The sequence below is a fragment of the Paraburkholderia xenovorans LB400 genome, from assembly GCF_000013645.1.
In the GTDB taxonomy this organism is placed as follows: Bacteria; Pseudomonadota; Gammaproteobacteria; order Burkholderiales; family Burkholderiaceae; genus Paraburkholderia; species Paraburkholderia xenovorans.
The window spans coordinates 911,977-935,966 of record NC_007951.1 but is presented as its reverse complement, the minus strand read 5'-3'; the positions used below and the strand labels follow the sequence as shown (position 1 = coordinate 935,966).

General features: G+C 60.0%; 24 protein-coding genes and 1 pseudogene. 12 read left to right on the top strand and 13 right to left on the bottom strand.

The window, feature by feature from the left end; all coding sequences use genetic code 11:
- Positions 1 to 190 precede the first annotated feature (190 nt).
- A complete protein-coding gene (locus BXE_RS04040; RefSeq protein ID WP_233518845.1) occupies positions 191 to 430 on the bottom strand; it encodes a type IV toxin-antitoxin system AbiEi family antitoxin domain-containing protein in 240 nt (79 codons plus the stop codon).
- Positions 431 to 1,227: 797 nt separating this feature from the next.
- Here BXE_RS04040 and BXE_RS04035 point away from each other — a divergent pair.
- Entirely contained in the window at positions 1,228 to 1,716 is a 489-nt protein-coding gene (locus tag BXE_RS04035; RefSeq protein ID WP_011487137.1) for a hypothetical protein, read from the top strand.
- Positions 1,717 to 1,870: 154 nt separating this feature from the next.
- On the opposite strand, the gene BXE_RS04030 is transcribed toward BXE_RS04035, so the two are convergent.
- Together BXE_RS04030 and BXE_RS04025 are read right to left on the bottom strand one after the other, a co-directional pair.
- Positions 1,871 to 2,533: a type IV toxin-antitoxin system AbiEi family antitoxin domain-containing protein gene (locus BXE_RS04030; RefSeq protein ID WP_233518824.1), complete on the bottom strand. Its 663-nt coding sequence runs from the start codon at positions 2,531 to 2,533 to the stop codon at positions 1,871 to 1,873.
- 199 nt (positions 2,534 to 2,732) lie between these two features.
- Positions 2,733 to 3,248, bottom strand: coding sequence for a hypothetical protein (locus tag BXE_RS04025; RefSeq protein WP_011487135.1), 516 nt, complete (start codon positions 3,246 to 3,248; stop codon positions 2,733 to 2,735).
- A 91-nt stretch (positions 3,249 to 3,339) separates the two neighbouring features.
- Between BXE_RS04025 and BXE_RS43840 the strand changes: the two genes are divergently transcribed.
- Positions 3,340 to 3,636 carry a helix-turn-helix transcriptional regulator gene (locus tag BXE_RS43840; protein WP_011487134.1) on the top strand — a complete coding sequence of 99 codons (297 nt, stop codon included), beginning with the start codon at positions 3,340 to 3,342 and terminating at the stop codon, positions 3,634 to 3,636.
- Between the two features lie 250 nt (positions 3,637 to 3,886).
- Here the strand turns inward: BXE_RS43840 and BXE_RS04020 are convergent, their stop codons facing one another.
- On the bottom strand, positions 3,887 to 4,399 hold the full coding sequence (locus BXE_RS04020; protein ID WP_038456833.1) for a hypothetical protein: 513 nt from the start codon (positions 4,397 to 4,399) through the stop codon (positions 3,887 to 3,889).
- A 430-nt stretch (positions 4,400 to 4,829) separates the two neighbouring features.
- Between BXE_RS04020 and BXE_RS46385 the strand changes: the two genes are divergently transcribed.
- The 5 genes and pseudogenes from BXE_RS46385 to BXE_RS03995 all read left to right on the top strand — a co-directional run bounded on the left by BXE_RS46385 (position 4,830) and on the right by BXE_RS03995 (position 8,392).
- Positions 4,830 to 5,000, top strand: a complete 171-nt coding sequence (locus tag BXE_RS46385) for a hypothetical protein (protein ID WP_158340919.1) — start codon at positions 4,830 to 4,832, stop codon at positions 4,998 to 5,000.
- Positions 5,001 to 5,133: 133 nt separating this feature from the next.
- Positions 5,134 to 5,493, top strand: a complete 360-nt coding sequence (locus BXE_RS04015) for a hypothetical protein (protein ID WP_148311796.1) — start codon at positions 5,134 to 5,136, stop codon at positions 5,491 to 5,493.
- Between the two features lie 146 nt (positions 5,494 to 5,639).
- Positions 5,640 to 6,635 carry a hypothetical protein gene (locus BXE_RS04010; RefSeq protein ID WP_038456839.1) on the top strand — a complete coding sequence of 332 codons (996 nt, stop codon included), beginning with the start codon at positions 5,640 to 5,642 and terminating at the stop codon, positions 6,633 to 6,635.
- 462 nt (positions 6,636 to 7,097) lie between these two features.
- Positions 7,098 to 7,457, top strand: a pseudogene (locus tag BXE_RS04000) (EVE domain-containing protein); the annotation flags it as partial.
- Positions 7,458 to 7,660: 203 nt separating this feature from the next.
- Positions 7,661 to 8,392, top strand: a complete 732-nt coding sequence (locus BXE_RS03995; protein ID WP_011487127.1) for an SIMPL domain-containing protein — start codon at positions 7,661 to 7,663, stop codon at positions 8,390 to 8,392.
- Between the two features lie 112 nt (positions 8,393 to 8,504).
- On the opposite strand, the gene lgt is transcribed toward BXE_RS03995, so the two are convergent.
- Both lgt and BXE_RS03985 read right to left on the bottom strand, forming a co-directional pair.
- Positions 8,505 to 9,410, bottom strand: a complete 906-nt coding sequence (gene lgt / locus BXE_RS03990; RefSeq protein WP_007175944.1) for a prolipoprotein diacylglyceryl transferase — start codon at positions 9,408 to 9,410, stop codon at positions 8,505 to 8,507.
- 128 nt (positions 9,411 to 9,538) lie between these two features.
- Complete coding sequence (locus tag BXE_RS03985) at positions 9,539 to 10,525, bottom strand: LysR family transcriptional regulator (protein ID WP_007175945.1); 987 nt, start codon at positions 10,523 to 10,525, stop codon at positions 9,539 to 9,541.
- A gap of 174 nt (positions 10,526 to 10,699) precedes the next feature.
- Between BXE_RS03985 and ilvD the strand changes: the two genes are divergently transcribed.
- A complete protein-coding gene (ilvD, locus tag BXE_RS03980; RefSeq protein ID WP_011487126.1) occupies positions 10,700 to 12,373 on the top strand; it encodes a dihydroxy-acid dehydratase in 1,674 nt (557 codons plus the stop codon).
- A 145-nt stretch (positions 12,374 to 12,518) separates the two neighbouring features.
- The gene (locus BXE_RS03975; RefSeq protein ID WP_011487125.1) at positions 12,519 to 12,857 is read left to right on the top strand and encodes a c-type cytochrome; all 339 of its coding nucleotides are present in this window, start codon (positions 12,519 to 12,521) and stop codon (positions 12,855 to 12,857) included.
- Between the two features lie 227 nt (positions 12,858 to 13,084).
- Here the strand turns inward: BXE_RS03975 and BXE_RS03970 are convergent, their stop codons facing one another.
- The 3 genes from BXE_RS03970 to BXE_RS03960 form a co-directional block, all read right to left on the bottom strand.
- Complete coding sequence (locus tag BXE_RS03970) at positions 13,085 to 13,873, bottom strand: DUF2486 family protein (RefSeq protein WP_011487124.1); 789 nt, start codon at positions 13,871 to 13,873, stop codon at positions 13,085 to 13,087.
- Positions 13,874 to 13,961: 88 nt separating this feature from the next.
- Positions 13,962 to 14,378, bottom strand: coding sequence for a DNA polymerase III subunit chi (locus tag BXE_RS03965; protein ID WP_007175949.1), 417 nt, complete (start codon positions 14,376 to 14,378; stop codon positions 13,962 to 13,964).
- A 58-nt stretch (positions 14,379 to 14,436) separates the two neighbouring features.
- Positions 14,437 to 15,963 carry a leucyl aminopeptidase gene (locus BXE_RS03960; RefSeq protein ID WP_007175950.1) on the bottom strand — a complete coding sequence of 509 codons (1,527 nt, stop codon included), beginning with the start codon at positions 15,961 to 15,963 and terminating at the stop codon, positions 14,437 to 14,439.
- A gap of 137 nt (positions 15,964 to 16,100) precedes the next feature.
- On the opposite strand from BXE_RS03960, the gene lptF reads away from it, so the two are divergent.
- The 3 genes from lptF to BXE_RS03945 are packed head-to-tail and all read left to right on the top strand — an operon-like array spanning position 16,101 to position 18,733.
- On the top strand, positions 16,101 to 17,198 hold the full coding sequence (gene lptF / locus BXE_RS03955; protein WP_011487123.1) for an LPS export ABC transporter permease LptF: 1,098 nt from the start codon (positions 16,101 to 16,103) through the stop codon (positions 17,196 to 17,198).
- A gap of 3 nt (positions 17,199 to 17,201) precedes the next feature.
- Complete coding sequence (gene lptG / locus BXE_RS03950; protein ID WP_011487122.1) at positions 17,202 to 18,350, top strand: LPS export ABC transporter permease LptG; 1,149 nt, start codon at positions 17,202 to 17,204, stop codon at positions 18,348 to 18,350.
- A gap of 11 nt (positions 18,351 to 18,361) precedes the next feature.
- Complete coding sequence (locus BXE_RS03945) at positions 18,362 to 18,733, top strand: sirohydrochlorin chelatase (protein WP_011487121.1); 372 nt, start codon at positions 18,362 to 18,364, stop codon at positions 18,731 to 18,733.
- 641 nt (positions 18,734 to 19,374) lie between these two features.
- Here BXE_RS03945 and BXE_RS03940 read toward each other — a convergent pair.
- The 4 genes from BXE_RS03940 to BXE_RS45655 all read right to left on the bottom strand — a co-directional run bounded on the left by BXE_RS03940 (position 19,375) and on the right by BXE_RS45655 (position 23,981).
- Positions 19,375 to 19,827: a hypothetical protein gene (locus BXE_RS03940; RefSeq protein WP_038456842.1), complete on the bottom strand. Its 453-nt coding sequence runs from the start codon at positions 19,825 to 19,827 to the stop codon at positions 19,375 to 19,377.
- A 412-nt stretch (positions 19,828 to 20,239) separates the two neighbouring features.
- Positions 20,240 to 21,379, bottom strand: a complete 1,140-nt coding sequence (locus BXE_RS03935; RefSeq protein ID WP_011486500.1) for an IS481-like element ISBxe3 family transposase — start codon at positions 21,377 to 21,379, stop codon at positions 20,240 to 20,242.
- A gap of 355 nt (positions 21,380 to 21,734) precedes the next feature.
- Positions 21,735 to 23,489, bottom strand: coding sequence for a ShlB/FhaC/HecB family hemolysin secretion/activation protein (locus BXE_RS03930; RefSeq protein ID WP_011487119.1), 1,755 nt, complete (start codon positions 23,487 to 23,489; stop codon positions 21,735 to 21,737).
- Positions 23,490 to 23,759: 270 nt separating this feature from the next.
- Positions 23,760 to 23,981, bottom strand: a complete 222-nt coding sequence (locus BXE_RS45655) for a hypothetical protein (protein WP_148222900.1) — start codon at positions 23,979 to 23,981, stop codon at positions 23,760 to 23,762.
- Positions 23,982 to 23,990 lie beyond the last annotated feature (9 nt).

Sequence of the window (23,990 nt, the reverse complement as noted above, 5' to 3'; positions counted from 1 at the left end):
CGGGAACGGAATCGACAAGGAATGATCAGATACATCGCGGAACGGCCGCCTCCGGCAGGTAGAGGAGGTGCCACGGTTGCCAGCAGGAACCCGGGAAGCAAACGTTGTCGCTTCGCGTACGTGGTGAGATATATTGATTTCTAGTAACATCAACTGGTGCAAAGGCTGAGGTAGCCACACTAGGGTCTCTTCAGGCGCACAGTTGCTGAGCCCAATCCACATCATCATCCTCCGCGAGAAACTTCCGCCCCCGCGCTACGTCCCTGCGGGGACAGCAATCGACCAGTTGCTGCACAACGTTCCTCAGGCTGCCGATGAGGTTTCTCACGTCTTCTATCAGGACCAACTCGAGTAAGACACTGACGTATTCGAGAATTGCGCGTTCCGGGACCGAATGGAGTTGACCCTGTAGTTCCCGAGACAGCGCCACAATAAGGTCGCTGAATCCATCGAGCACCGGAACTCGCGTAGTGTGACATTTCAACTGATCGGGCGCCAGTCATGCCGTCTACTCGGGAGGAATAGAGGAGTCGACGGCGGCGGAACTGCACGTACTCCGCCCATTTCCGCGATCGGGAGACAGTGACGCGAGTGTCGGCATTCGTATGGTGGCCGAGTGTGATCGGTGTCGGAGTAGACTCAACAGTGCGGCGGATCTCTGATCAGGGCAACAATGCAAAATGATGCGCAGAGACGATATACGTCTTTTCCACAAATTCCCGGGTTATCGTAAGGATAACTTATTTAAGCGTCTCCTAGGAAGTTAATCCGTTACATCGCATGACCCGTGTCAGAATAGGCTGCGCGTTTCCAGCTGACACGCTTCACGCCATAATTTGTTCGCAAGTGGATGCCGTGCGATAAGGCATAACCAATACATCGTCGAATCCTTGCTGTTGCGGACCGGGTAAATGGTGTCGCAAACGCGCATACCCGATCTGATCACCAGATCCGTCCAATGTCCAATAAACGCTTGCCGCATTGCATGCGGGGGTCATTTTCACATCGGCGCTAACATATATGAGTGATACTGATATTGTGGACAGGCCCAAACAACAAAGGCTCTTTCTGTTAGGCCATCGATAGCCGGCCCATTGAGATCGCATATTAACGGTTGGACGGGCCGACTATCGACGCGCTCAGGCCACTGCGCCAGGTGCACATGTATATTTCGCCAGCCCGCGTCCGTGCAGAAGCTGGGGCGCAAGCCCGAAGGACGCTGTCCGCATGAAGCGTTTGTATGGGGCGAGCCTCAAAACAGAACTCTACCGAGGGAAACCCGAAATGCGCGACTCCAAAATCGCGGCGAGGGCCGCAATCGATTTCCGGGACGAACTGTTCGGAAGGAACTGGCCGGACGACACTGGCATCGGCCAATTCGCCGCACTCCCCGCCAGCGAGGATGTCAGAGATTATGCCGCCCGTGCACGCGCGGCCGGGATATTACTGGGCATGTGGTGTGCGCCTCGACGCGCGTTTGTCTACCCCGAGTTCCAGTTCGATCCTGTTGGCAAACTCCGTCCGGACGTCGCCGAATTGTTGGCGATACTGCCCAACGACGACGATCGGGGAGGCTGGCGACGCACGTTCTGGCTATATTCCCCACATGCATATCTGGACGGCCAGTCACCAGCGGAAGTCTTTGGAAGCGATCCCGCGCGCGTGCTTGATGCAGCTCGGGATGAGTTTGCTGGAGACCACGACGCTCACTGGTAAGACGGGAATCGAACCGATCCCGCCACCGTCTGCGGTGGATCAAAAACGCTGATGGCTTGTCGACTCGCCGCTCGAACGATCATACGAGCGCGCCACGGGGTGTCAGTGCTTGCCGCAAAGACACGGTAAGGGTAGCCGTCACACCAAGATCTTTTCAGGCGAGCAGCTTCTGTGCCCAATCCACGCCCTCATCCTCCGCGAGAAACTTCAGCCCCCACGCTACGTCCCTGCGGAGACAGCAATCGACCAGCTCCTGCAGAACGTTCAGCCGAATGTTCCTCAGGCTGCCGATGAAGTCTCTTACGCCTTCTATCAAGACCGGCTCCAGTGAGACACTCACGTATTCGAGAATTGCGCGTTCCGGAACCGAAACCAGCACATGTGGATGGCGCCACGCAAGCGACTTCAACCCGTAGCCTTCGTCCATCCGCTTGTCGAACAAGGAGTGAGAATAGTAGGTACATGCAAGCCTTTCCACCGCCCATGAAGGAATGCTGCAATAGCCGCGCCCCCACAAATCAATCCGGTCTCGGAAACGAAGATGATGCACCATCCGATGCCACTCTAGCGCCGTTCGTCCCCCCACATGAAGATTCGGGATAAATGCTCGCAAATAGGCAATCGTTCCATCGACGCCTGGCTGGTCGCCGCGAAGCAGATAAGCGTCCTCGGACAACCGTCGCAACCATCCCTGTTGCACGAGTTCACTCACCTGCCGCGCCTCAATTCCAATTGCCGCGAAGTAGCACAGACTTAGCGGCTGCGATCGCGGCGCGAAGTCCATCAGGAACTGCACGATTTCAGTGGGATTCAACATGTCCTTGTTAGCCGATCTAGCGAATCGCGTAGTCGGTGTCAAAAAGTAGAGCTGCGCGGATTCGCGCATGGAGACGACGCGGACAGTCCAGCAAAGGAACGCCCCGCTGCCCAACGTCCCAGAGGCGGCAGATATTCGTGCGGAGATGTCTGGAAGTTTGGCCGTCTGCGCTCATCCATAAGTTTTTGAATTAAGCTAGTCACGCTGCGTCCGAGCCCGCATGTGCCCAAACAAGGACCTTGTTACGCGCCTCAAGAGGATCGGGTTGCTGAGGTTCGCAGGCGTGAAGACGGCCGTGCGCATCCGCATAGGCAAGATAATTCCGGCCATCTTCAGCATACGTGTACGTCCACACGCTCGATACAGGAACTAACGTTTCCCAATCGATCGCCAACAAACGAGGCTTCGCGGCTCCGTATCCTTCGAGAACCGAAACAAGAATTGATGGATCCGCGACGATAAACGAATAGCCGTCGGGATCATCGGGTTGCACTTCCGCAGCCCGCACCAGAAACGTCGTCGCTATGTGATTGATGCCGGCGAGGCGCCAACGGCTGAACAGGTCATGTCTGATCCGATACGGCGTCTTCCATGGAGATTTTGTAAACAGCATCTTTTCGAGAAAAATCAACGGACAGAAGTCATTGGCATCCCTACTCAAGCGCAGGGCCTGCGAGATCCAGCCTTGTCGTTCGGGATAACAGATGGTCGACAAGGAGTGTATGTTACATTTTGCACATTATCAATTGTAGCGCAATCGTGTGCATCCGACGACAGTGACATCTTCAAATTTCCCCATATGACTGATGTCGCTTCGTCTTGGCCTGGCACGCGGATTGAGGGCAGCTCGCAAAATGCGCGGCATCTCTCAAGACGGTCTTGGCGTCTCTAGCAGGACATACCTAAGTGCACTCGAGCTTGGAAAGCAGACACCTACGCTAGACAAGCTCGACGAAATTGCACGAGCCATAGGCGTTCATCCTCTCAGTGTTCTCTTCTACGCGTACGCAGTTGGCCTGACGCCACAAGAAGTTCGTGAGTTGGGACGCGTTGTTCGCTCAGAGATTGCCGGAATTAAGAAATACGACATCAGAAGCGACTAACGTTCGCCTGCTAGGTGGCCGGGCAATTCCCGTGCTCCTCGCAAGTCCTGCAGCTTGAGTTCCGTTGGTTTTCCCAAGAGCCATCAACTTTGGCAGCGAATTCGACGTGCTGGTTTTGTCCACGCTGTCGACCGCGTGTGCCCTATGAGGATGAAACATATGCTTCTCTCCTTGCCTCGGGCAGTCCGGCAAAAAAGGACATCGCCTGAACTCAAACTCATCAACAATGATGTACTCGGGTGTCGAATAATCAGCGGCATCGGAAGCCACTGAGTGTTTTGATGGCTACGCTGCCACGTCGGTTGCACGAGCGGATCATTGGCGCCACGCCAGCACTGTTGAAAAACGAGAAGGTGTCAGCCGCGCCTTCAAGCCCGTGAGGCTTACCGAACAAGGCAGAAGTTAGATTCGGCAGCTCGGAGGAGGTAATGATGCGCTTCAAAGCGTGCAACCGTGCTTTGGGGGCACAGTGGCGCTGGAAATGGCCCCATGTGGTCTCGCAGAGTTGAAACTGCGCATTCAACGACGACGCGAGACTGTTGGCGAAATCGATGTAAATTCCGCTCCATTTCCCCGTACCGGGGTCTTTGTGGAAATTTGGCTCACCATCGGCTACTACCCCAATCTTGAGCACCTTCGCTTTGCGAATCACATCAAGCGTCGAGACCGACTGTGCAAAAGCGCTTCCTGACATCGTGCAGACCGCGGACGTCACTAACGCCGCGCTGCAGCCCAGAATCTCCCTTCGATTGAGCGTTTTCATTTTCCCTCTCGTTGTCCAATTCATTGCTATGAGCGCTGCGTTCCGGTGGCACCCAGTACAGAATCGCCACTCATCGCAAGTAGAACCGACCCAAAAAATGGCGCAAATGCTATATGTTTGCGTGTTCTTAGGCGATTTTTTATAGGTCTACGCGGCCGGGCGATACGTTTGCGGTAAGCGGCGCCGTTGCGTAGGCAGGTCTTGGGACAGCTTCGCTGCACATCTAACGTAGGAATCTGGCTCATTCGCCGTTGGCTTGAGTAAAGCGTTCGGAGACGCGGTCATTGATAACCTGTCCCAATTGAGCAATGCCGGGAATCCGGTGGCTCTCTATTGTCGAAAACGGTCCGGCGGTCAGGATGCCGCGTCTGCAACCTGATAGGCGCCAAATGGAAACCTAGGGCGAGATGTCCTGCGAACACGGGCGCTGGTGCCAACGAATCTCGCGCCGACGTGGAAACGCGTCAATGCCAATCTCGGCAGCGCCGATATAGATGGGAGGTCGATTTCGAAGGTGGAGGATCGCGTTCAGAAACTGTCACCGGTCGATGTGCTGGTGCACTTTTGTGGTTTCGACCTGCAGGAGCTGGCCGCAATTTGAACTATTTAAAGCGAAACGGACGCTTGCTAAAACGTCGCGCATGAATTTTTTCGAATGTTGCACTTCTCGCAGAGCGCAATAACGCTGCCACCGCACGGCATACGCACAGGCACCAAGCAAGTTTGTGATGGGCATGAGACAACCTGAAGGGGCATTCAGTCTTCTTGAAAACGGCCGTTCAAGACTGGAATTCAGCGCGAGCGATCCCCTACGTGAAGACAGTGCCGAAGGGGACAAGTCGCTGCGCAGCCTGCAACGCATGATCGACTGCCTCACGTCGCATTTCGAGCGATTGTTCGAGACCTATACGTGCGACCACAATGTCCGCTGTGACGGACTTTGGGAGTTCGGTAAGTCGAACATCGTCGGGCCAATCTATATGCAGTTCGAGCAATTCGGCAAGGCTATCAAAGGGGTATGGTCATATCAAGGCCTTGCTTGCTGGTTACCTCATACAGTGGGTTACGCCCGTAAAGGATGTTATGGGGCGTGAGAATGAGGGAATGGTGGATCGGTTAAGCCGCAATGCTGCTGGCCGTGGCGAGGCCGCGACAACATCGATCAGTTACCGGGCTTGGCGGAACGATCGTGAAAATTTATATTACTGTTATTCCCGGAACAGTGATAAGGCGTTGAACCTTGAAACGCAAAATTGACCAGGTCAGAGACAGCGCGAAGGTCTTCGAAGTCGGAGATGCGGATGACCAGACGCCCATCCGGCTCATGTTCGGGACGCCGGACGGCCTTTATGCTGTGAAGGACAATAGCATTTTCCTGACGCAGTTGGCCGATCGCATCGATCCTGAACGAACCAACATCCACGTGCGCGATGTTCATCAAAAGGCGCTTCCCTACGGCTTTGAAAATCCGATCGTCGGGAAAATACTCGTTTCCGGAAAAAAGCTGTTTAACGTCGAGTTCATGACAGATGCCGTTGCGCAAGAAACGGCGATGGAAATCATCCTTAGAGGGACAGGGATCCTCTGTGAGATGCAGGACCTGACCGACAAGGTTTCCGAACAGATTTCAGGCATTGCCGCCGCCGGAATCCCCCGCGGCAACAAAGGGCAAATGCTGCCTCACACGCCCGATTTGCGTACGAGCATTGACACTTATATAAGGCTGACCAACAACCTCCGGCAGGTGTTGATCGATTTCCTTGTGGCGATTTATAAGCCGGCTGAAGGGAAGGGGCTGCTGGCGAATCTGAAAACTGCCATTCACCAAAAGCACGGTGATGACCACGGATTCTGTGCGCTGTTCGACGAACTTACCCTGGCGATGGCCTTTATGCGAGAGCTACGCAACGCTTGGGAGCATCCGAAGACCGGCCAGAAAGTCGTCTGGAAAGACTTCGCGATGAAGCTCGACGGCCAGGTCTATTCACCGACAATCGAACTAGTCAGCGCCGAATATCCGCAAGGCGAGATAGACCTCGTCGCGTTCATGAAGCAATGCACCGCGACACTTATCGATCGGCTGGAGGCCCTGATCGGCAACGCATGTGCTGCCAACTGCTCGTTCGGCGGCTTTGAATGCGGCGTGATGGAGCTACCGAAGGAAGGCCGTCAACATCCTGACGCCCGCCTGACCTATGCAGTGTTTCTCAATGGGGAATGGCAACCAATCGGGTAGTTCTCTTAACCGGCGTTGGAAAACCTTGAATACGTTGGTCGCAGTTCAAGGAGCCGCTAGGCCAATGGCAATGAAGCTGGCTACATGACTCTGACGCTCACACAGCAGCGGCGGAGTTTCGGCGCGTTCCGGTTCCGACAGCAATGACCGATATAAGCGTCAAGGAGTCGTTCCGGTGTCTATCTTTGGCGCAGAATCAATCAAACCATCTTCTCGTTAGACTGGTGCCAGTAGTGCACTATGCTCTGGTTCATACCCATGGGCGAGCAACGCAAGTAATTCGGACTCACGACGCGTTTCAACACGAATACTTGGCTATTGGACTGATTCCAGCAGGCAATGAAGGCATAATGCAACCATTGTAACACGACGCGCCGATATTTCGCATTATGGAATAATGCGAAAAAGCCAAACCAAACCGTCGCGAGCTTCCAGACTTTTGACAACATGCCCGTCTTGTCTGGAAAAGCGCGCAATTTCATGCGTGACCAGATGCAGGTCGGCGACGGCGTGCTGTTCTATCATTCGAGCTGTCCCGAGCCCGGTATTGCGGGCATTGCGGAAGTATCGTCCACCGCGTATCCGGACCCCACGCAGTTCGACAGGAAGAGTCCGTACTACGACGCGAAGTCGTCGCAGGAATCGCCGCGCTGGGTGCTCGTCGACGTGGTGTTCAGGAAGAAGATCCCGCTCATTCCGCTCGCCGCGCTGCGCGAGCATGACGAACTCAAGGACATGCGCGTGCTCGCCAAAGGTAATCGCCTGTCGATCACGCCGGTGACCGAGGCCGAATGGCGCTTCATCACCAAACGGCTCGCCTGAGATTGCGTGATAACTCGCGTGATAGTTGAGTTGCGTGATAGTTGATGCGCGCCGCGTATTCACGCGGACGCAAACGTCAAAGCAACGTCAAACCGGGGAACCAAGCTCAGGTTACAACCGCCTAACGGACTCGCAAGCGCCGTGCCATTGCACGGCGCCTGCTTCAATCGTGCACAAACCCTGTTCAAGCAAGGAGTCCAACAATGACGAAAAACACCGCACGTGCACTCGCTTTCGCTCTCGTATGCGCCGCGCCTGCCGCGCTTGCACTGACGCCGGCCGTCGCCCGCGCGCAAGCCGTCGCGCAATACCAGCCCGCCGGCGTGCTGTCGCTGAACGCGCAGGCTAGCGCGGAAGTCCCGCAAGATGTGGTCGATATCACGCTGTTCTACGAGCAGGAGGCGAGCGATCCGTCGGCGCTCACGTCAACACTGAATCAGCGCGCCGATTCGGCGCTGCAAAAGGCCAAGGGTGTGAGCGGCGTGACGGCTCGCACGGGCTCGTTCTCGATCTATCCGTCAACGGACCGTGACGGGCGCATCTCCGCATGGCGCGGCCGCACGGAGATCGTGCTCGAATCGCACGACTTCGCCGCGGTGTCGAAGCTCGCGGGTCAAATGGCATCGATCATGCAGGTCGGCAACGTGCAATTCTCGCTCTCGCCTGAGGCACAACGCGCTGCCGAGCAGAAGCTCACCGGCGAAGCGATCAGGTCGTTCCGCGAGCAGGCCGCCTCGTCCGCGCAGGCCTTTGGCTATAGCGGCTATTCGATTCGCGAGGTCAATGTCGGCCACAACGGCGTGATGCCGCGTCCCATGATGATGATGAGCGCGCGCGCTATGGGCGCCGACGCGAAGGCTTCGGCGCCGGTGCCGATCGAAGGCGGCACGTCGACCGTGAGCGTGAACGTGTCGGGTTCGGTGCAGATGAAGTAACGCCGTTCGCTCACGCTAGATGCGCTGCTTCGACGCAGCCATAGAAAAAGCCACGGCACGCCGTGGCTTTTTTCATTTAACCGCTCGCTACGATAAACCGTAGCAGATGCGCTTAGCTCGCGCTGACCGCTTGCGCCGGTTCGCGGCGCGCGCGTCGATAAGACCACACCAGCAGGCCGATACCGACGAGGATCATCGGCAGCGATAACCATTGGCCCATAGACAGTCCCATCGCCAGCAGGCCGAGGAAGTCGTCCGGCTCGCGCGCGAATTCGACCGTGAAGCGCGCGAGGCCGTAGCCGATCAGAAACACGGCGGAAATCGCGCCCATCGGCTTCGGTTTGCGGGAGAAGAAGAACAGCACGAAAAACAACGCGACGCCTTCCAGCGCGATCTCATACAACTCCGACGGATGGCGCGGCAGCATGTGATATTGCGCGAACACTTCGTTCAGATGCCATTGCGCGGCCAGTTGCGGATGCGCGGCGAGCCACGCGGCGTCGTCGGGCGCGGCGCCCGGAAACAGCATGGCCCACGGCGCGCTCGGATCGGTCACGCGGCCCCACAACTCGCCGTTGATGAAATTGCCCAGACGCCCCGCCGCGAGGCCGGTGGGCACCATCGGCGCGACGAAGTCGGTGACCTGCAGCCACGAGCGCTTGCGCTGATACGCGAACAGCACCATCGCCAGCGTCACGCCGAGAAAGCCGCCGTGAAACGACATGCCGCCTTCCCACACCTTGAAGATGTCGAGCGGATGCGCGAAATAAAAGCTCGCCTTGTAGAACAGCACGTAGCCGAGCCGGCCGCCCAAGATCGTGCCGAGCACGCCGTAAAACAGCATGTCGTCGATATCTTTGGCGGTCCAGCCTTGCGCGGCGACATACGGCAAACGCAGCCGCAGCCGGCCGACGACAATCGCCGCGATAAACGCGACGAGGTACATCAGTCCATACCAGCGCACGGCGAGCGGCCCCAGATGAATGGCAACGGGGTCGAAATTGGGGTGAATGAGCATCGTGTTGTTATGGGCAGTTCAGGTTCAGAAGCGGGTTTTCCGGGTTTTGTAATAGTGGGCGGCGCTGCCCGCACCCTGTGGTGCATGCGTTGGACGCTCCTCGCGCCGATGCGTTCGCGAGAACGCTTCTAAACGCGCGGCGCGGCGGATAGCGGCGCCTCGACGGTCGCGGCATGCGAGCGCACGATCTCGATGAAGCCCGCCAGCACCGGGCTCACCTCCGCCGTGCGCCAGACCAGCCCCGTCTCGATGGCGGGCACCGACTCGGACAGCGGCCGGTACACCACGCCGGTGCGGCGCAGATTACGCAACGATTGCGGCACCAGTGCGACACCCATGCCGGCCGACACGAGGCTCACGATCGTCTGCATCTGGATCGCTTCCTGGCCGATCCGCGGCGCGAGGCCCGCCACGCCGTAGCAATCCATAATGATGTCATAAAAGCCTGGCGCCAGACGTCTTGGGAAGATCACGAGCGGTGCGTCGGCGACATCGCGCAGGCTGATCGGCGTGTCGAGCCATTCCGCGCCCGGGTCGCCGCGGCTGCCGCTAGCGCTCGCCACGCGCGCCGCCATCTCCGTCGACATGGCGATCACCAGCGGTTCGCGCGCGATGGGCAACCACGACAACTGCGCGGCATGGCGCGACGGCAGCGGCGCGATCACGAGGCCCGCGTCGATGCGCCCGGCCACCAGTTCGTCCACCTGCACGTCGCTGGTGGCTTCGGTCAACTCCAGCCGCACGCGCGGATGGCGCACGCCGAAATCGCGCAGCAACAGCGGCAGCAGGCCATAGTCCGCCGTCGAAACAAAAGCCAGCGACAGCACGCCCGCCTCGCCGCGCGCGAGGCTCTGCGCGAGCGGCCGCAGCCCTTCGGCGCTCGCCAGCAGACGCTGCACCTCCGGCAACAGATCGGCGCCCACCGGCGTCAGCTCGACCGAGCGCTTGGTGCGCGCGAACAGCGCGACGCCGAGCGTCTCCTCCAGCGCCCGAATGGCTTGCGAGAGCGGCGGCTGCGTCATCGAAAGGCGCACGGCGGCGCGGCCGAAGTGCTTTTCTTCGGCGACGGTGACGAAATAGCGCAACTGGCGCAGGTCAGGGATGGCTGGCAGCATGGGTAATACGTTTTGCGACCTAATGAAGCACGAATAATATACTGGACACGCTCATTGCAAAACCGCATCCTTGCGCGGCGCGCCGGAACTACACTGAACGGATGCGGCCAGGCCACCCACGCCGGCACGGCAGGACCCGCAGCGCGGACCAAAACAGAACAGACTGGAGCTCCCATGCCATACAACCGTCGTTCGAAGAACATCACGCAAGGTGTAGCGCGTTCGCCGAATCGCTCGATGTACTACGCGCTCGGCTACGAAAAAGCCGACTTCGACAAGCCGATGATCGGCATCGCCAACGGTCACTCGACCATCACGCCGTGCAACGCGGGCCTGCAGCGTCTCGCCGATGCCGCGGTCGCCGCGATCAAAGGCGCCGACGCGAACCCACAGATCTTCGGCACGCCGACGATCTCGGACGGCATGTCGATGGGCACCGAGGGCATGAAGTACTCGCTGGTGTCGCGCGAAGTGATTTCCGACTGCATCGAGACCTGCGTGCAAGGCCAGTGGATGGACGGCGTGGTCGTGATCGGCGGCTGCGACAAGAACATGCCGGGCGGCATGATCGGCATGCTGCGCACCAACGTGCCGAGCATCTACGTGTATGGCGGGACGATTCGTCCGGGCAACTGGAAGGGCACCGACCTGACCATCGTGTCGTCGTTCGAGGCCGTGGGCGAATTCACCGCCGGCCGGATGTCGCAGGAAGATTTCGAAGGGGTCGAACAGAACGCGTGCCCATCCACCGGGTCGTGCGGCGGCATGTACACCGCCAACACCATGAGCTCGTCGTTCGAAGCGCTCGGCATGTCGCTGCTGTATTCGTCCACAATGGCCAATCCGGATCAGGAAAAAGTCGACTCGGCCGCCGAATCGGCACGCGTGCTGGTCGAAGCGGTCAAGCAGGATCTCAAGCCGCGCGACATCGTGACCCGCAAGTCGATCGAAAACGCCGTGGCCGTGATCATGGCCACCGGCGGCTCGACCAATGCCGTGCTGCACTTTCTCGCCATCGCGCATGCGGCCGAAGTGGAGTGGAGCATCGAGGACTTCGAGCGCATGCGCAAGAAGGTGCCGGTGATCTGCAACCTGAAGCCGTCGGGCCAGTTCGTGGCGACCGATCTGCACAAGGCCGGCGGCATTCCGCAAGTCATGAAGATCCTGCTCGACGCAGGTCTGTTGCACGGCGATTGCATCACGATCACCGGCCGAACCCTCGCGGAAGAGTTGAAGGACGTGCCGGCCAGGCCGCGCGCCGATCAGCAGGTGATTTTCCCGATCGAGCAGGCGCTGTACAAGGAAGGCCATCTCGCGATCCTCAAGGGCAACCTGGCCGTGGACGGCGCGGTCGCCAAGATCACCGGCCTGAAGAATCCCGTGATCACCGGCCCGGCGCGCGTGTTCGACGACGAGCAAAGCGCGCTGGAAGCGATTCTGGCCGACAGGATCGTCGCGGGCGACGTGGTGGTGCTGCGCTATCTCGGCCCGAAGGGCGGCCCCGGCATGCCGGAGATGCTCGCGCCGACCTCGGCGATCATCGGCAAGGGACTCGGCGAGAGCGTGGGGCTCATCACCGACGGGCGCTTCTCGGGTGGCACGTGGGGCATGGTGGTCGGGCACGTCGCGCCGGAAGCCTTCGTGGGCGGCACGATCGCGTTCGTGCAGGAAGGCGACTCGATCACCATCGACGCGCACAAGCTGCTGCTGCAACTGAATATCGACGACGCCGAACTGGAGCGACGCCGTGCCGCATGGCAGCAGCCGAAGCCGCGCTACACACGCGGCGTGCTGGCGAAGTACTCCGCATTGGCTCTGCCGGCCAATAAGGGCGCCGTGACGGGCTAAAGCTGCGTTCAGCGGATACGTCAGCGGCCCTGCGAGTACGCGCCTGGCTACGTAAAAGCGAAAGGGGCGGACGGGAAACCGTGCGCCCCTTTCCTTTTATAATGCTGGCACCACGAGTCGGGCACCCGCACCGACGGAGACCAGAATGAAATCAATGTCGCACACAGCGCTTGCAGCCGCCGTCGTGCTCGGTGCCGCGTTGAGTGCCGGCAGTCCGGCCGCGCACGCCGAGGCTGCGGGCCTCGCGCTGGCCCAGCAGCAGAACTGCATGAGTTGCCACTCGGTCACGCGCTCCTTCATGGGCCCGGCGCTGCGCGATGTCGCCGCGAAATATGCCGGCCGTGAAGATGCCGCCAATTATCTGAAGCGCAAGATTCTGGACGGCAGCACGGGCGTATGGGGTGTGGTGCCGATGCCCGCGAACACTCAACTCACGCCTGATCAGGCGGCTGCGCTGGCTAGCTGGGTGTTGACGCTCAAATAAGCTTTTCGGCTACGTTGATCAGGTGCGGGCGTCTGGCTTGTGAACGATGTGACATGCCAACGCGGCGAGCAGACGTGACCAGCAAGCGCCGCTCGGCATGTCCGCGCTTTGCGGGCACCGTCACCGTTCGCTCAGCGTGCTCGCGCTTCACGCCACATTGTCAGTCCGTCGCCCGGCGTGCTCGCGCTTCACGTACACCGTCAGCCTCTTCGTTCATCGCCACACCGTCAGCCCTTGACCGAAGCGCGCCGCGCGATCTCTTCCAGCACCGCTTCACGCACCCAGCCGGTCATTTCCTTTTCCAGCGTCAGCGCCACTTCGCGCGTGATCTGATTGATCAGCCAGCCCGTGTGCGCCTGCAAGGTCTCGCGGCAACGATCTTCGATGATGCTCCGGCCGTCGCTCGCGAGGAATTCCGCCACCCGCCCGCGCAAACGTTCGGCAATGACATCGGCGTCCAGATCCAGCGGCGCCTCGCTGGCGCCTTCACGGGCGATATCCGGCGGCACCGTCGAACCCGCCTCCAGCGGCGTGGCCGGCTCGGCCCGATCGAACACGCCCGCCGACGGCACGTACCCGTCGTCATGCGCGTGCCGGGGTTGGGCGGCGTGGTGCGCCCGCGCGCGCTTCTTCGGATGATGATGATCGGCCGGATGCGACGGCTGCGCTGTGTGTGCGGCCTCTTCCTGCGCATGCGGTTGCGGCGCGAACGCAGCGGGTTCTTGTGCATGCACCGGTTGCGCCGCGAACGCGGGCTCCTGCGCATGCACCGGTTGAGCCGCGAACCCAGGCGCCTGCGCATGCTCCGGCTCGGCCGCATGCACCGGCTGGACGGATCTGACCTGCTCCGGCGTCAGCACCGGCTGTGGCGCCAGTACCGGCTCCGCCTTGAAACCGGGCTCACGCGGGGCATCGAAGCCAGCCGCATCATGCGACGCTTGCCGCGCCTGCACAGGATGACCCTGCACGAGAATCTCGTGCAGAACCGGGATCGAATCGTCGTTGGGATCGGACACGTGCGCTCTCCGTGTTTGAGTCGAAGCCGAAGCAGGCCGCGTGCGCGCCGGATGCCTGAGACCCGGCACGCGACGCGGGGAACCGCGTCTAGCTGCCTTGCTTGTAGTTGTTCAAAGCATAGCCGCGATCGCGATAGAAGCGATAGCGCTCGCGGCCCGCAGCGAGTTCCTCGTGTGCGTTACCGACCACTTCCAGCAATCTTTCGAAGCGCGCGAATTGCGCCGGCACCGTGGCGCCGAGATTGAGCAGCACCTGATGATGCGGCACATCCTCGAGGGTGGAAGCCAGCACGATCGGCGTTTGCGCGGCGAGCGGCGTGCCCGCCATGCAGTGCGGCACGAAGTCGAGCGGCGAGAAGGTCCACAACTGTTCGTCGAAGGCCTTCAGGCGCGCCGGCTCGGCCAGCACGATGGTCGGCTGGCCCGCCTGATACGCTTTGCGGATCAGGCGGCACGCATACAGCAGCGAATCGCCGACGTTCGAGTGAAAGTCGATTCTCGTCATCGGCGGCTCCGCCCGGCGACTGCTTGCGCGGCCGGGCCTGCATCTTTACTGCATTGCGTCATTGCGTGGCGCGACCGTCGGCGGCCCTATCGATCAGGAACTGCGCGAGCAACGGCACCGGACGGCCCGTTGCCCCCTTCGCCGCACCGCTCTTCCACGCCGTACCCGCGATGTCCAGATGCGCCCACGGGTAAGCCTCCGTGAAGCGCGACAGGAAGCACGCCGCCGTCACGCTGCCCGCCGGACGGCCGCCGATGTTGGCCAGATCCGCGAAGTTCGACTTGAGCTGATCCTGATACTCGTCGTCGAGCGGCATGCGCCAGGCCGGGTCCGACGCTTCACGCGATGCGTCGAGCAACTCGCCCGCCAGCGCGTCGTCTTTGGAGAACAGGCCGCTGTTGTGGTGGCCGAGCGCAATGATGCAGGCACCCGTGAGCGTGGCGATGTCGATCACCGCGGCCGGCTTGAAGCGCTCCGCATAGGTGAGCGCGTCGCACAGGATCAGCCGGCCTTCGGCGTCCGTGTTCAGCACTTCGATCGTCAGGCCCTTCATGCTGGTGACGATGTCGCCCGGCTTGGTGGCCGTAGCCGACGGCATGTTCTCCACCGCCGGAATGATGCCCACCACGTTGATTTTCAAGCCCATTTCCGCGACGGCGCGCAACGTGCCCAGCACCGAACCGGCGCCGCACATGTCGTATTTCATCTCGTCCATGCCTTCGCCCGGCTTGAGCGAGATGCCGCCCGTGTCGAACGTCACGCCCTTGCCGACCAGCACCACCGGCGCGGCCTTCGCGGCGCCGCCCTGGTATTGCAGCACGATGAACTGCGCCGGTTCGACCGAACCGGCCGTGACCGACAGGAACGAGCCCATCTTGAGCGCTTCACACTGCTTTTCGCCCAGCACTTCGACCTTCAGCTTCCAGTCTTTGGCGAGCTTCTTCGCCGTGTTGGCGAGGTAGGTTGGCGTGCAGACGTTGCTCGGCAGGTTGCCGAGGTCGCGCGTGAGGTCCATGCCGTTGGCGAGCGCCGCGCCCTGCTTCGCGGCCAGCTTGGCGGCCTTCTCGTCGCCCGTGTTGACGCTGAAGACGATGCGCTTCAACGCACGCGCCGACGTGTCCGGCTTGCTCTTCATCTGCGTGAACTTGTAGGTCAGCTCGCGCAGCGCGAGGATCGCGGCGCGCACCGCCCAATCCGCCGAACGCTCGAGGATCGGCAGTTGCGCCAGCGTGAAGGTGACCTGGACGATCTTGGTGGACAGCAGTGCGCGCCAGGCGGCCCGTGCGGCGTCGCCGTAGGCTTTCTGGTTGAAAGCGTCCTGCTTGCCGAGGCCGACCAGCAGCACGCGGGAAGCGCCGATACCCGACACTTCGTGCAGGAACAGCGTGGTGCCGGCCTTGCCGTCCATGTCGCCGGCCTTGATGATGCGGGTCAACAGGCCCTTGGTGGCCGCGTCGATCTCGAGAGCCGCGCCCGAGAGGGTTTGCGACTCGAACACACCGATTACGATGCAATCGGATTTTCCAGTCAGGAAACCGTTTGACGAGCCTTTGGTCCAATCACAGGCTTTTATGCTAAAGTCCATCGCGCTTGTCCTCGGATAAAATCTGGGCTTAGGATGAAAGCCGCAATTATCCGCTATTTTTCCCGCGGCGGCTGCACCGGAGGTGTGACGGGAAGCAACCCGTGCGCCACTGAGAGCGCCCCCTCTCATCATCAATAATGATCTTCGAACGCTCCCTCCAGCGCGAACTCGCGTATACGGCTGGTGCCGTGTTCATGGTTCTCCTCACGCTCGTGCTGACGACGATGATGATCCGTATCGTCGGCTTCGCGGCCTCGGGCGAGATCGACCCGCGCGACGTGCTGGTCCTGATCGGCCTGACCGTGATCGGCTACCTGGCGATCATGCTCGTCGCGACCCTGTTCGTGTCGATCCTGTTCGTCCTGACCCGTTGGTACAAAGACTCCGAGATGGTCGTGTGGCTCTCGTCCGGTGTCAGTCTGACGCAATTCATCAAGCCGATCGGCATTTTTGCCACGCCGATCATCATCCTCATCATGTTCTTCGTGTTCGTCGGCTGGCCGTGGTCGAACCAGCAGAGCAAGCTGATCCGCGCGCGCTTCCAGCAGCGCGACGAGGTCTCGCTGCTCGCGCCGGGTCAGTTCCGCGAATCGGCCACCAGCCACCGCGTGTTCTTCATCGAGAAGATGTCGCCCGACCAGGCGCGCGTCGAGAACGTGTTCGTGACCAGCACGGAGAACGGCAAGGTCAACGTGGTCGTGTCGAAGACCGGCCATACGGAAACGCGTAAGAACGGCGATCGCTTCGTCGTGCTGGAAAACGGCCGACGTTACGACGGCCAGCCGGGTCAGCCCGATTTCCGCATCATGGAGTTCGAACGCTATGGCGTGAAGATTCAGAGCCAGCCGGTCGTCAATACGCCGACCACCACCGGCACGCCTACGCTCACGCTGCTGCGCAATCCCACCGACGACAATCTTGCCGAATTCGCGTGGCGCGCGGGGTTGCCGCTGATTGCGCTCAACCTGATGCTGCTCGCCATTCCGCTCGCGCACCAGAACCCGCGGCGCAGCCGCACCATCAATCTGGTGATGGCGGTGCTCATCTATCTGACGTATTCGAATCTGTTGAACGTGGTGCAGTCGTGGATCGAGCAGGGCAAGATGTCGTTCCCAGTCGGGCTGGTGGGCCTACATGTGATCGTCGCGGCGATCGTCGCGTTCATTTTCTGGCTGCGCGTGCGCAACCGGCCGCTATTCACGCGGGCAATGTTCAGCCGTTCGCAGGGAGCCTGACCGATGCGCATCTATGAAAGGTACTTCGCGCGTCAGATCTATCTCACGTTCATCTTTATTCTGTTTGCGTTTTCGGGTCTGTTCTTTTTCTTCGACCTGATCAACGAATTGAATTCGGTCGGGCACGGTAATTACAAGTTTCAGTACGCCGTGTTGCGGGTCGCGTTGCAGACGCCGTCGCGTTTCTACGAAATCATTCCGGTCGCCGCGTTGATCAGCGCGATCTATGTGTTTGCGCAGATGGCGGCGAATTCGGAGTACACGATTTTTCGTGTGTCCGGGCTTGCGACGAATCAGTCGCTGCGCTCGCTGCTGAAGATTGGCATTCCGCTGGTTTTGCTGACTTATCTGATCGGCGAAGTGGTTGGTCCGTACACGGATCAGTTGTCGGAGCGTGTGCGGCTCGAGGCGCTGGGGTCTTCGGTGTCGAGTAATTTCGAGTCGGGCGTGTGGGTGAAAGATACGCTGACGGCGCGCGCGGATGGCGAGCAGGTGACGCGCTTCGTGAACGTCGGCGAATTGAAGCCGGATGCGACGATCAGCAATGTGCGCATCTACGAATTCGATTCGAAGTTCCGGCTCTCCAATGTGCGGACCGCGAAAAGTGGCAAGTATCAGCCGCCGGGGCATTGGCAGTTGACTGGCGTGACCGATACGCAATTGATCGATGTGCCCCCTCCTCCGGGCACGCCCGCTGACGCGTTGAATCCGGTTTATCGTGCGAAGGAAGTCGCGGTGCCGGAGTATTCGCTGCGTTCGGAATTGACGCCGCAGATTCTCTCGGTGCTGCTGGTGTCGCCGGATCGCATGTCGATGTTCAATCTGTTCCGGTATATCCAGCATTTGACCGAGAATCATCAGGATACGCAGCGGTATGAAATTGCGCTGTGGCGCAAGCTGTTGTATCCGTTTGCTGTGTTCGTGATGCTGGTTTTGTCGCTGCCGTTTGCGTATCTGCATACGCGGGCGGGTGTCGTCGGGATGAAGGTTTTCGGCGGGATCATGTTGGGGATGAGTTTTCAGCTGTTCAATACGCTGTTCTCGCATATCGGCACGCTGAATACGTGGCCTGCTCCGTTGACTGCGGCTACGCCTGGGTTGGTTTATCTGGTGCTTGGGTTGGTTGGGTTGAAGTGGGTCGATCGGCATTAGGAGCGGTTGCTATGGCTATGCACGGTATCGTTCTGTTTGGGCATGGCGCGAGGGATGTGCGGTGGCGGGAGCCGTTTGAGCGGTTGGCTGTCAAGTTGCGGGAGGCTTCTGCTGGCGCACGGCCTGTGGCGTTGGCGTTTCTCGAGTTGATGGAGCCGGATTTGCCTACGGCTTTGGGTGAGCTTGTCGCTCAGGGCTGTGATGTGGTTACCGTTGTGCCGGTGTTTTTTGGGCAAGGGGGGCATGTCAGGAAAGATCTGCCTCTCGTCATTGAGCAATGCCAGGCGTTGCATCCTTCTGTTCTCATTAAATGCGCTGTTGCTGTGGGTGAGGATGAGGCGGTTTTGGATGCTGTGGCTCAGTATTGTCTGCGGCAGGTTTGATTGGGTTTTGGCTGTTTGCCCCCTCGTGGGGCGTTGGCCTTTCCTTGATTTCTTTGTGGTCCATTAGCGTTGCCCCTGTGCGGGGCGGCACCTACTTTTCTTTGCCAGCCGCAAAGAAAAGTAGGCAAAAGAAAGCGGCTCACACCGCTAATTCTTAAGTGGGTCTCTCGCGCAGTCGCGGTGGTGGTGCATCTGGAATCTGCGCCCTCGCACACTCCACTTTCGTGACAAGGCGCTCATTCTTCCCGCCTCGCGCTCCGCGCTCGTCGGAAGGGTTTGCTCACCCCCCTGGATTTTCTTGGCGTGGTGGGGGCCGTCGGCTTCGCCTCGGCGAGTTGCCGTTGAAAACCTCCGGTCGCCACCATTTGTCTCCGGTACTAAGCGGGGTCGCGGCGAAAAGCGTTGACGCAGTATCAGCTAACGTTCGCTTGCCAGCGCTGACGCCGTTGAGCAGGTACCTCGAACACTTCAGGCGCATACGCTGCGCCTTACCTCACATTTGTGACCCGCGCTTCGTTCAGAGTTTCGAGTTTCGAGTTCCGAGTCGTGAGCCGTAAGCCGTAAGCCGTAAGCCGTAAGCCGTAAGCCGTAAGCCGTAAGCCGTAAGCCGTAAGCCGTAAGCCGTAAGCCGTAAGCCGTTGTCAGTGTGCCGTCGCAGTACGACGCGTGACCGTTTTAAATCGCACCTGCCCATTCGCCATCACTCTCTTCCCGCCCGCACGTTCACGGCTATCTGTTGCTGTCCGCGTCGCCTTATCCAGAAGGTCTGTCGCGTGGCGCGCAGTAATGTGGCTTTGAGGAATGCCCTTCGAATCGAGCGCGATCACCTGGTATAACTCACGGTCATTCTCGACTTCGCGTTGGTAGTCCTCGACGGTGTCCACCAGCACTTCCAGCAATCTCCGCTGTCGGTGTCTTTCTTCTCGCGTTATAGCCGGATTCCTAACTATCGAAGCCGCAAGCGTGACCAGTTTGTCCAGTTGGCCTAGCTGCCGTTCAACCAGTCCGAATGCGGATAAGGCTAGTTTTTCGTATTGAAATGCATCAACGGGTGGGCGCGACGTGGTGCGTGAATGCTTGACGGATTTAGTCATGGCGCGATCTCCCTGAAACGTATTCGATCGCCCACACACGCGCTTACGCGGTGGTGAGCGGGCACAGTGACAAGGTTGACAGACTGGCACCAAACCAAACCAGCAGACCCGAAGGTCTCCCTATCACGGCCCGCCCATTGCAAAAGGGACGTGCAGAAACAGACGCACATGCTTGCCCGGGCAAGCGTGCGGGTTTGGTTTCCAGGCTGTCAAGCCTGACCGTCCTTGAACGACGGCGAACTAAGTTTAGAGCGGATCGCTTCGCGAGTGATCACCCGCGCGAGCTAAAACTCGCGCGCCACCACCATTTCCGAAAATTCCCAGGCAAGCACGCGAATGAAGTACTACAGCACTGTATGGACCGGAGACATGGGTAACAGGTGTGCGGAGACATGGGTAACACATGCTCCGCTCACTCCTGCGGACTCAGGTTGATGGTTCCGAAACGGTGATGCGCAAAAAACAGGTCGTAGCAGTTCTCTTCACCGACGCGCTCCCGGATGGCCACGGGCAGGTTATGCAATGCGCTCGATACCTTGAAGCGCTGCTTCCTGAAGCGTAGTTCACCATTCCACTTCACGTACTGCACGTGGTCGTTTGCGCCGTACTCGATCGGCGGCAGGCTCTCGGGGTAGGCACGCGGGCTCGGTCGATAGCGCGTAACCGGGGTCGCCATGTCCAGCGCCTGATGCGGGCGCTGGTGGTTGTAGACCGAGCGCCACTCATCGAACGCCTGCTGGGCGCTGCGCAGGTCCCTGAAATGGCGCCCGGCGATCACCTCGGCCTTCAGCGTGCGATGAAACCGCTCCTCCTTGCCATTGGTCTGCGGATGCGCCACGCGGCTGTGCGACAGTCGCACGCCCAGCCGGATGAGCCAGATGGCCAGTTCGGTCAACTGGCCCGGCTGGCTGGGGCTGCCCCACGGCGAACCATTGTCCGCGTTGATGCGCAGCGGCAGCCCGTAGCGGCGGAACGTGCGCTCCAGATGATGCTGCACGATCCGGGTGTCGGTGCTGATGCAGGCATCGAGGGTCACGTTGTAGCGCGAATGATCGTCCAGCATGGTCAGTGGCGAACAGTGCCGTCCGTCCTGCAGGTCGAACCAGCCCTTGAAATCCATCTGCCAGAGATCGTTGGGCTGCGCGTGCTCGAAGCGCTGCCAGGCCGTGGCGGCGGCGGAAGCGGCCGGCTCGATCAGCCCGTGTCGATGCAGGATATCGGTCACGGTGCTGGGCGCGGGCACATCCGTTTGACCCAGATCGCACAGACGTCGGCTGATCTTGCGTCCACCCCAGGCCGGATGCGCCCGCCGCAGTTCGACCACCCGCTGCTCGACCGACGGTGGCGTGCGTGCCGGGCTCTGCTGGGGCCGTCGCGAATGATCCGTCAGCGCGGTGTCGCCACCCTTTGCGTGGCGATCGAGCCACTTGTAGCCGGTCTTCGGGCTGATGCCAAAACGCCGACACAACTCACGACGGTTGGCGCCTTCCTGCGAGGCCAGTTGAACGAATTCCAGACGCAAATTCATGGTGTCTCTCGGGTTCCAGGGCATAACCGGCTCCAGGCGATTCGCTCGCCCAGAGTGTTACCCATGTCTCCGCACACCTGTTACCCATGTCTCCGGTCCATACACGGCCGGCAAAGAAAAGTAGGTGCCGCCCCGCACAGGGACATTATGCAGGTAAACCCGTATTCCCTGCAACCCTTGCCAGGTAAGGCTTCCAGCAGTTATCCCTGTTACGGCGTCCATCCAGACACGTTCCTTGGGGAGTCAGGGGGGAATTTGCGGGAACCTCGCAGGAATCTGCACGGCCGCTGTTTTCCGCACCCTGTGCGGGCGTTCGCGTCGATTGCTCACATTGATCCCACGGGCCTCTGCTCGCGCCACCCCGCCCGTGCCGTGCGCCTCAGAACTGGGCAGTCAGTTGAAAACCGACCGTCACCCGTGCGGTCGGAAATCCGGCCGGCTCGTAGATCGGCGTCCCCGCGAACAGGTCATAGGAGACGCCGACAAAGCGTGAAGGCAGACCACCGCGGATGCCGATTACCGCGCCCGCCAGTTGTTCTCCGGCCAGAAACGCCGTGTTCGGTCCGAACACGCGGCCATAGTCGAGACCTGCATACAGCGTCTGTCCCGTCTGGAATACCGGCCATTGCAGTTCGTTACGCCAGTAGAAGCCGCGCTCGGCCGCGAGCATCGTTTCGCCGTCGAAGCCGCGCACCGTGTAACGGCTGCCGATGGTCAGGTCGTCGATGTAGAACAGCGTGTCGTTGGTGAACTGCCCGTGTAGGATTCCCACGTACCGAAACCCCTGACCGGCAATCGCGAACGGAACGGAGAGGTTCGCGTCGAGCGTGGCCATGTGATAACGATAGGTCGGGCCGTCCGCGTAAGGGTCTGCCGTTGCACCCAGGCCGCCGATACCCTGACGGTACGCAAGCGTGCCGTCGAACTGTGCCGCGCCGAAGTAATGGCGATCGGTCATGCCCAATTCCAGAAACGTGTTGTCGCGATGCTGCTGCGGAATGTCGGTGTCGTCGATGAAACTGGCACCGAAGCGCTTCGATAGCTGCACGTAGCCACCAAGCAAGTCGCTCTGGCTACGCGTGATAACACGCGCGAGTCGCAACGCAGCCGTCTGAGAGTTGCCGCTTGAAACAAACGTCTGGTTCACCCCCGCGATGTTCTGGTAGTACGTGTTGGTGTTGCCCGACAGTGTCGCGGTCCAGTAGCCCCAGGGGATTGAATACGAGCCGTTGAAGCCGTGCGTGCCAAGCGACTTGTTGCCGAACGACAGATCCTGATTCGCGCCGACCGTGAACACGTCGTTCAGGCCGAGCGGATTGTCGATGACAAGGCTGACATTGCCTTGCCATTTGCCCGTCGCGTCCGAGCCCGAGTTATCGACCGATGCGACGAAACTCCATGGCTTCGAACGCTTCACGGTCAGCACGACATCGCTTTCGCCGGGCGTATCGGTCGGCTCGATCTTCATGTCCACGTCCTGGCTACTGACGCGTTTCATCTGTTCCAGACCCTGCTCAAGCGCTCGAAGGTTCAGCATGTCGCCGTCGCGCGATGGAAAGGCGGACTTCCACGTGCCGCGCGTCGATGGATCGGCGTAGCGTAGTTTGCGAATGACGCCCGGCACGAGTGCGAATTTAAGCACGCCCGTTGACAGATCCTGTTCGGGTAGCAGCACTCGCGTGGTGATATAGCCCTCACTCAAGATTGCCTGCTGCAATCCTTTCGTGAGCGTGTCGAGTCCGGTCCTGCCGACGCATTGCCCGTTGTAGTGGTCGAGCCATTCGCGCGCGAATGCGAAGCGGTCGAGCGGTCGTTCCGATGCGCCCTGACTGCGTACCGCGTCCGGCAGGTTTGGCGGCACGTCGAGCGCGAAAGAGTCGATGCGAAAGCACGGTTGCTCTGCCGGCAGGTCGGGCCAGCCTTCCGCATGTGGGACTTCCGAGCGCACGGTGGGCGCCTGCACGGTTGCGTCGCGCTGCTGCGCGTCACGCTGCTGCTGGATCTGCTGGTTCTGTTCGGCGTTAGCGCGTGCGGCGGCCGCTTCATCGGCTGGCGTCGGCGCGTGTTGCGCGTTCGACGCGAGTGATACTAGGGCTGTGAGCGGCAGGGCCGCCAGCCTCGTTCTGATTTTCATAATTGATTGAATCTAGTTTCGACTACCAGCCAATACGTTTGCGCTCATATAGCCAGACCCCGAAAGCGCAAACGAACGATGCAAAAGGTACAAATTTGCAGGCTGCATAGATCCTGCTCATCGGAGGCCAAAAGTAACCCTCGTATCCATGCAACCACGCGACGAAGGGCATCACGGCCAGTTCCTCGAAAATCGCCAGACAAGTGATCCCGAGAAAAAACACCAGGAGGTAGTACAAGAACGCCTTAACATCTCTTTCGAATCGAGTACTCATTTTTTGTTTTGAATATGGCTAGGAAGGATGCCAACGCCTGCATTAGTGGTTTCCGATACGAACGCGCCGCCAGCTGTGCCCAAGACAGAAGGGATAACGCTGGGGGCGACATACTTGGAGATACCCATACCGACGTCTACCCATTCCGGTTGATACCAAGGATTCAGTTTTCCATCCAACGCGCCTTCTATCCTGCCACCGGCGACGTAGCCAGCCACCGTACCTGC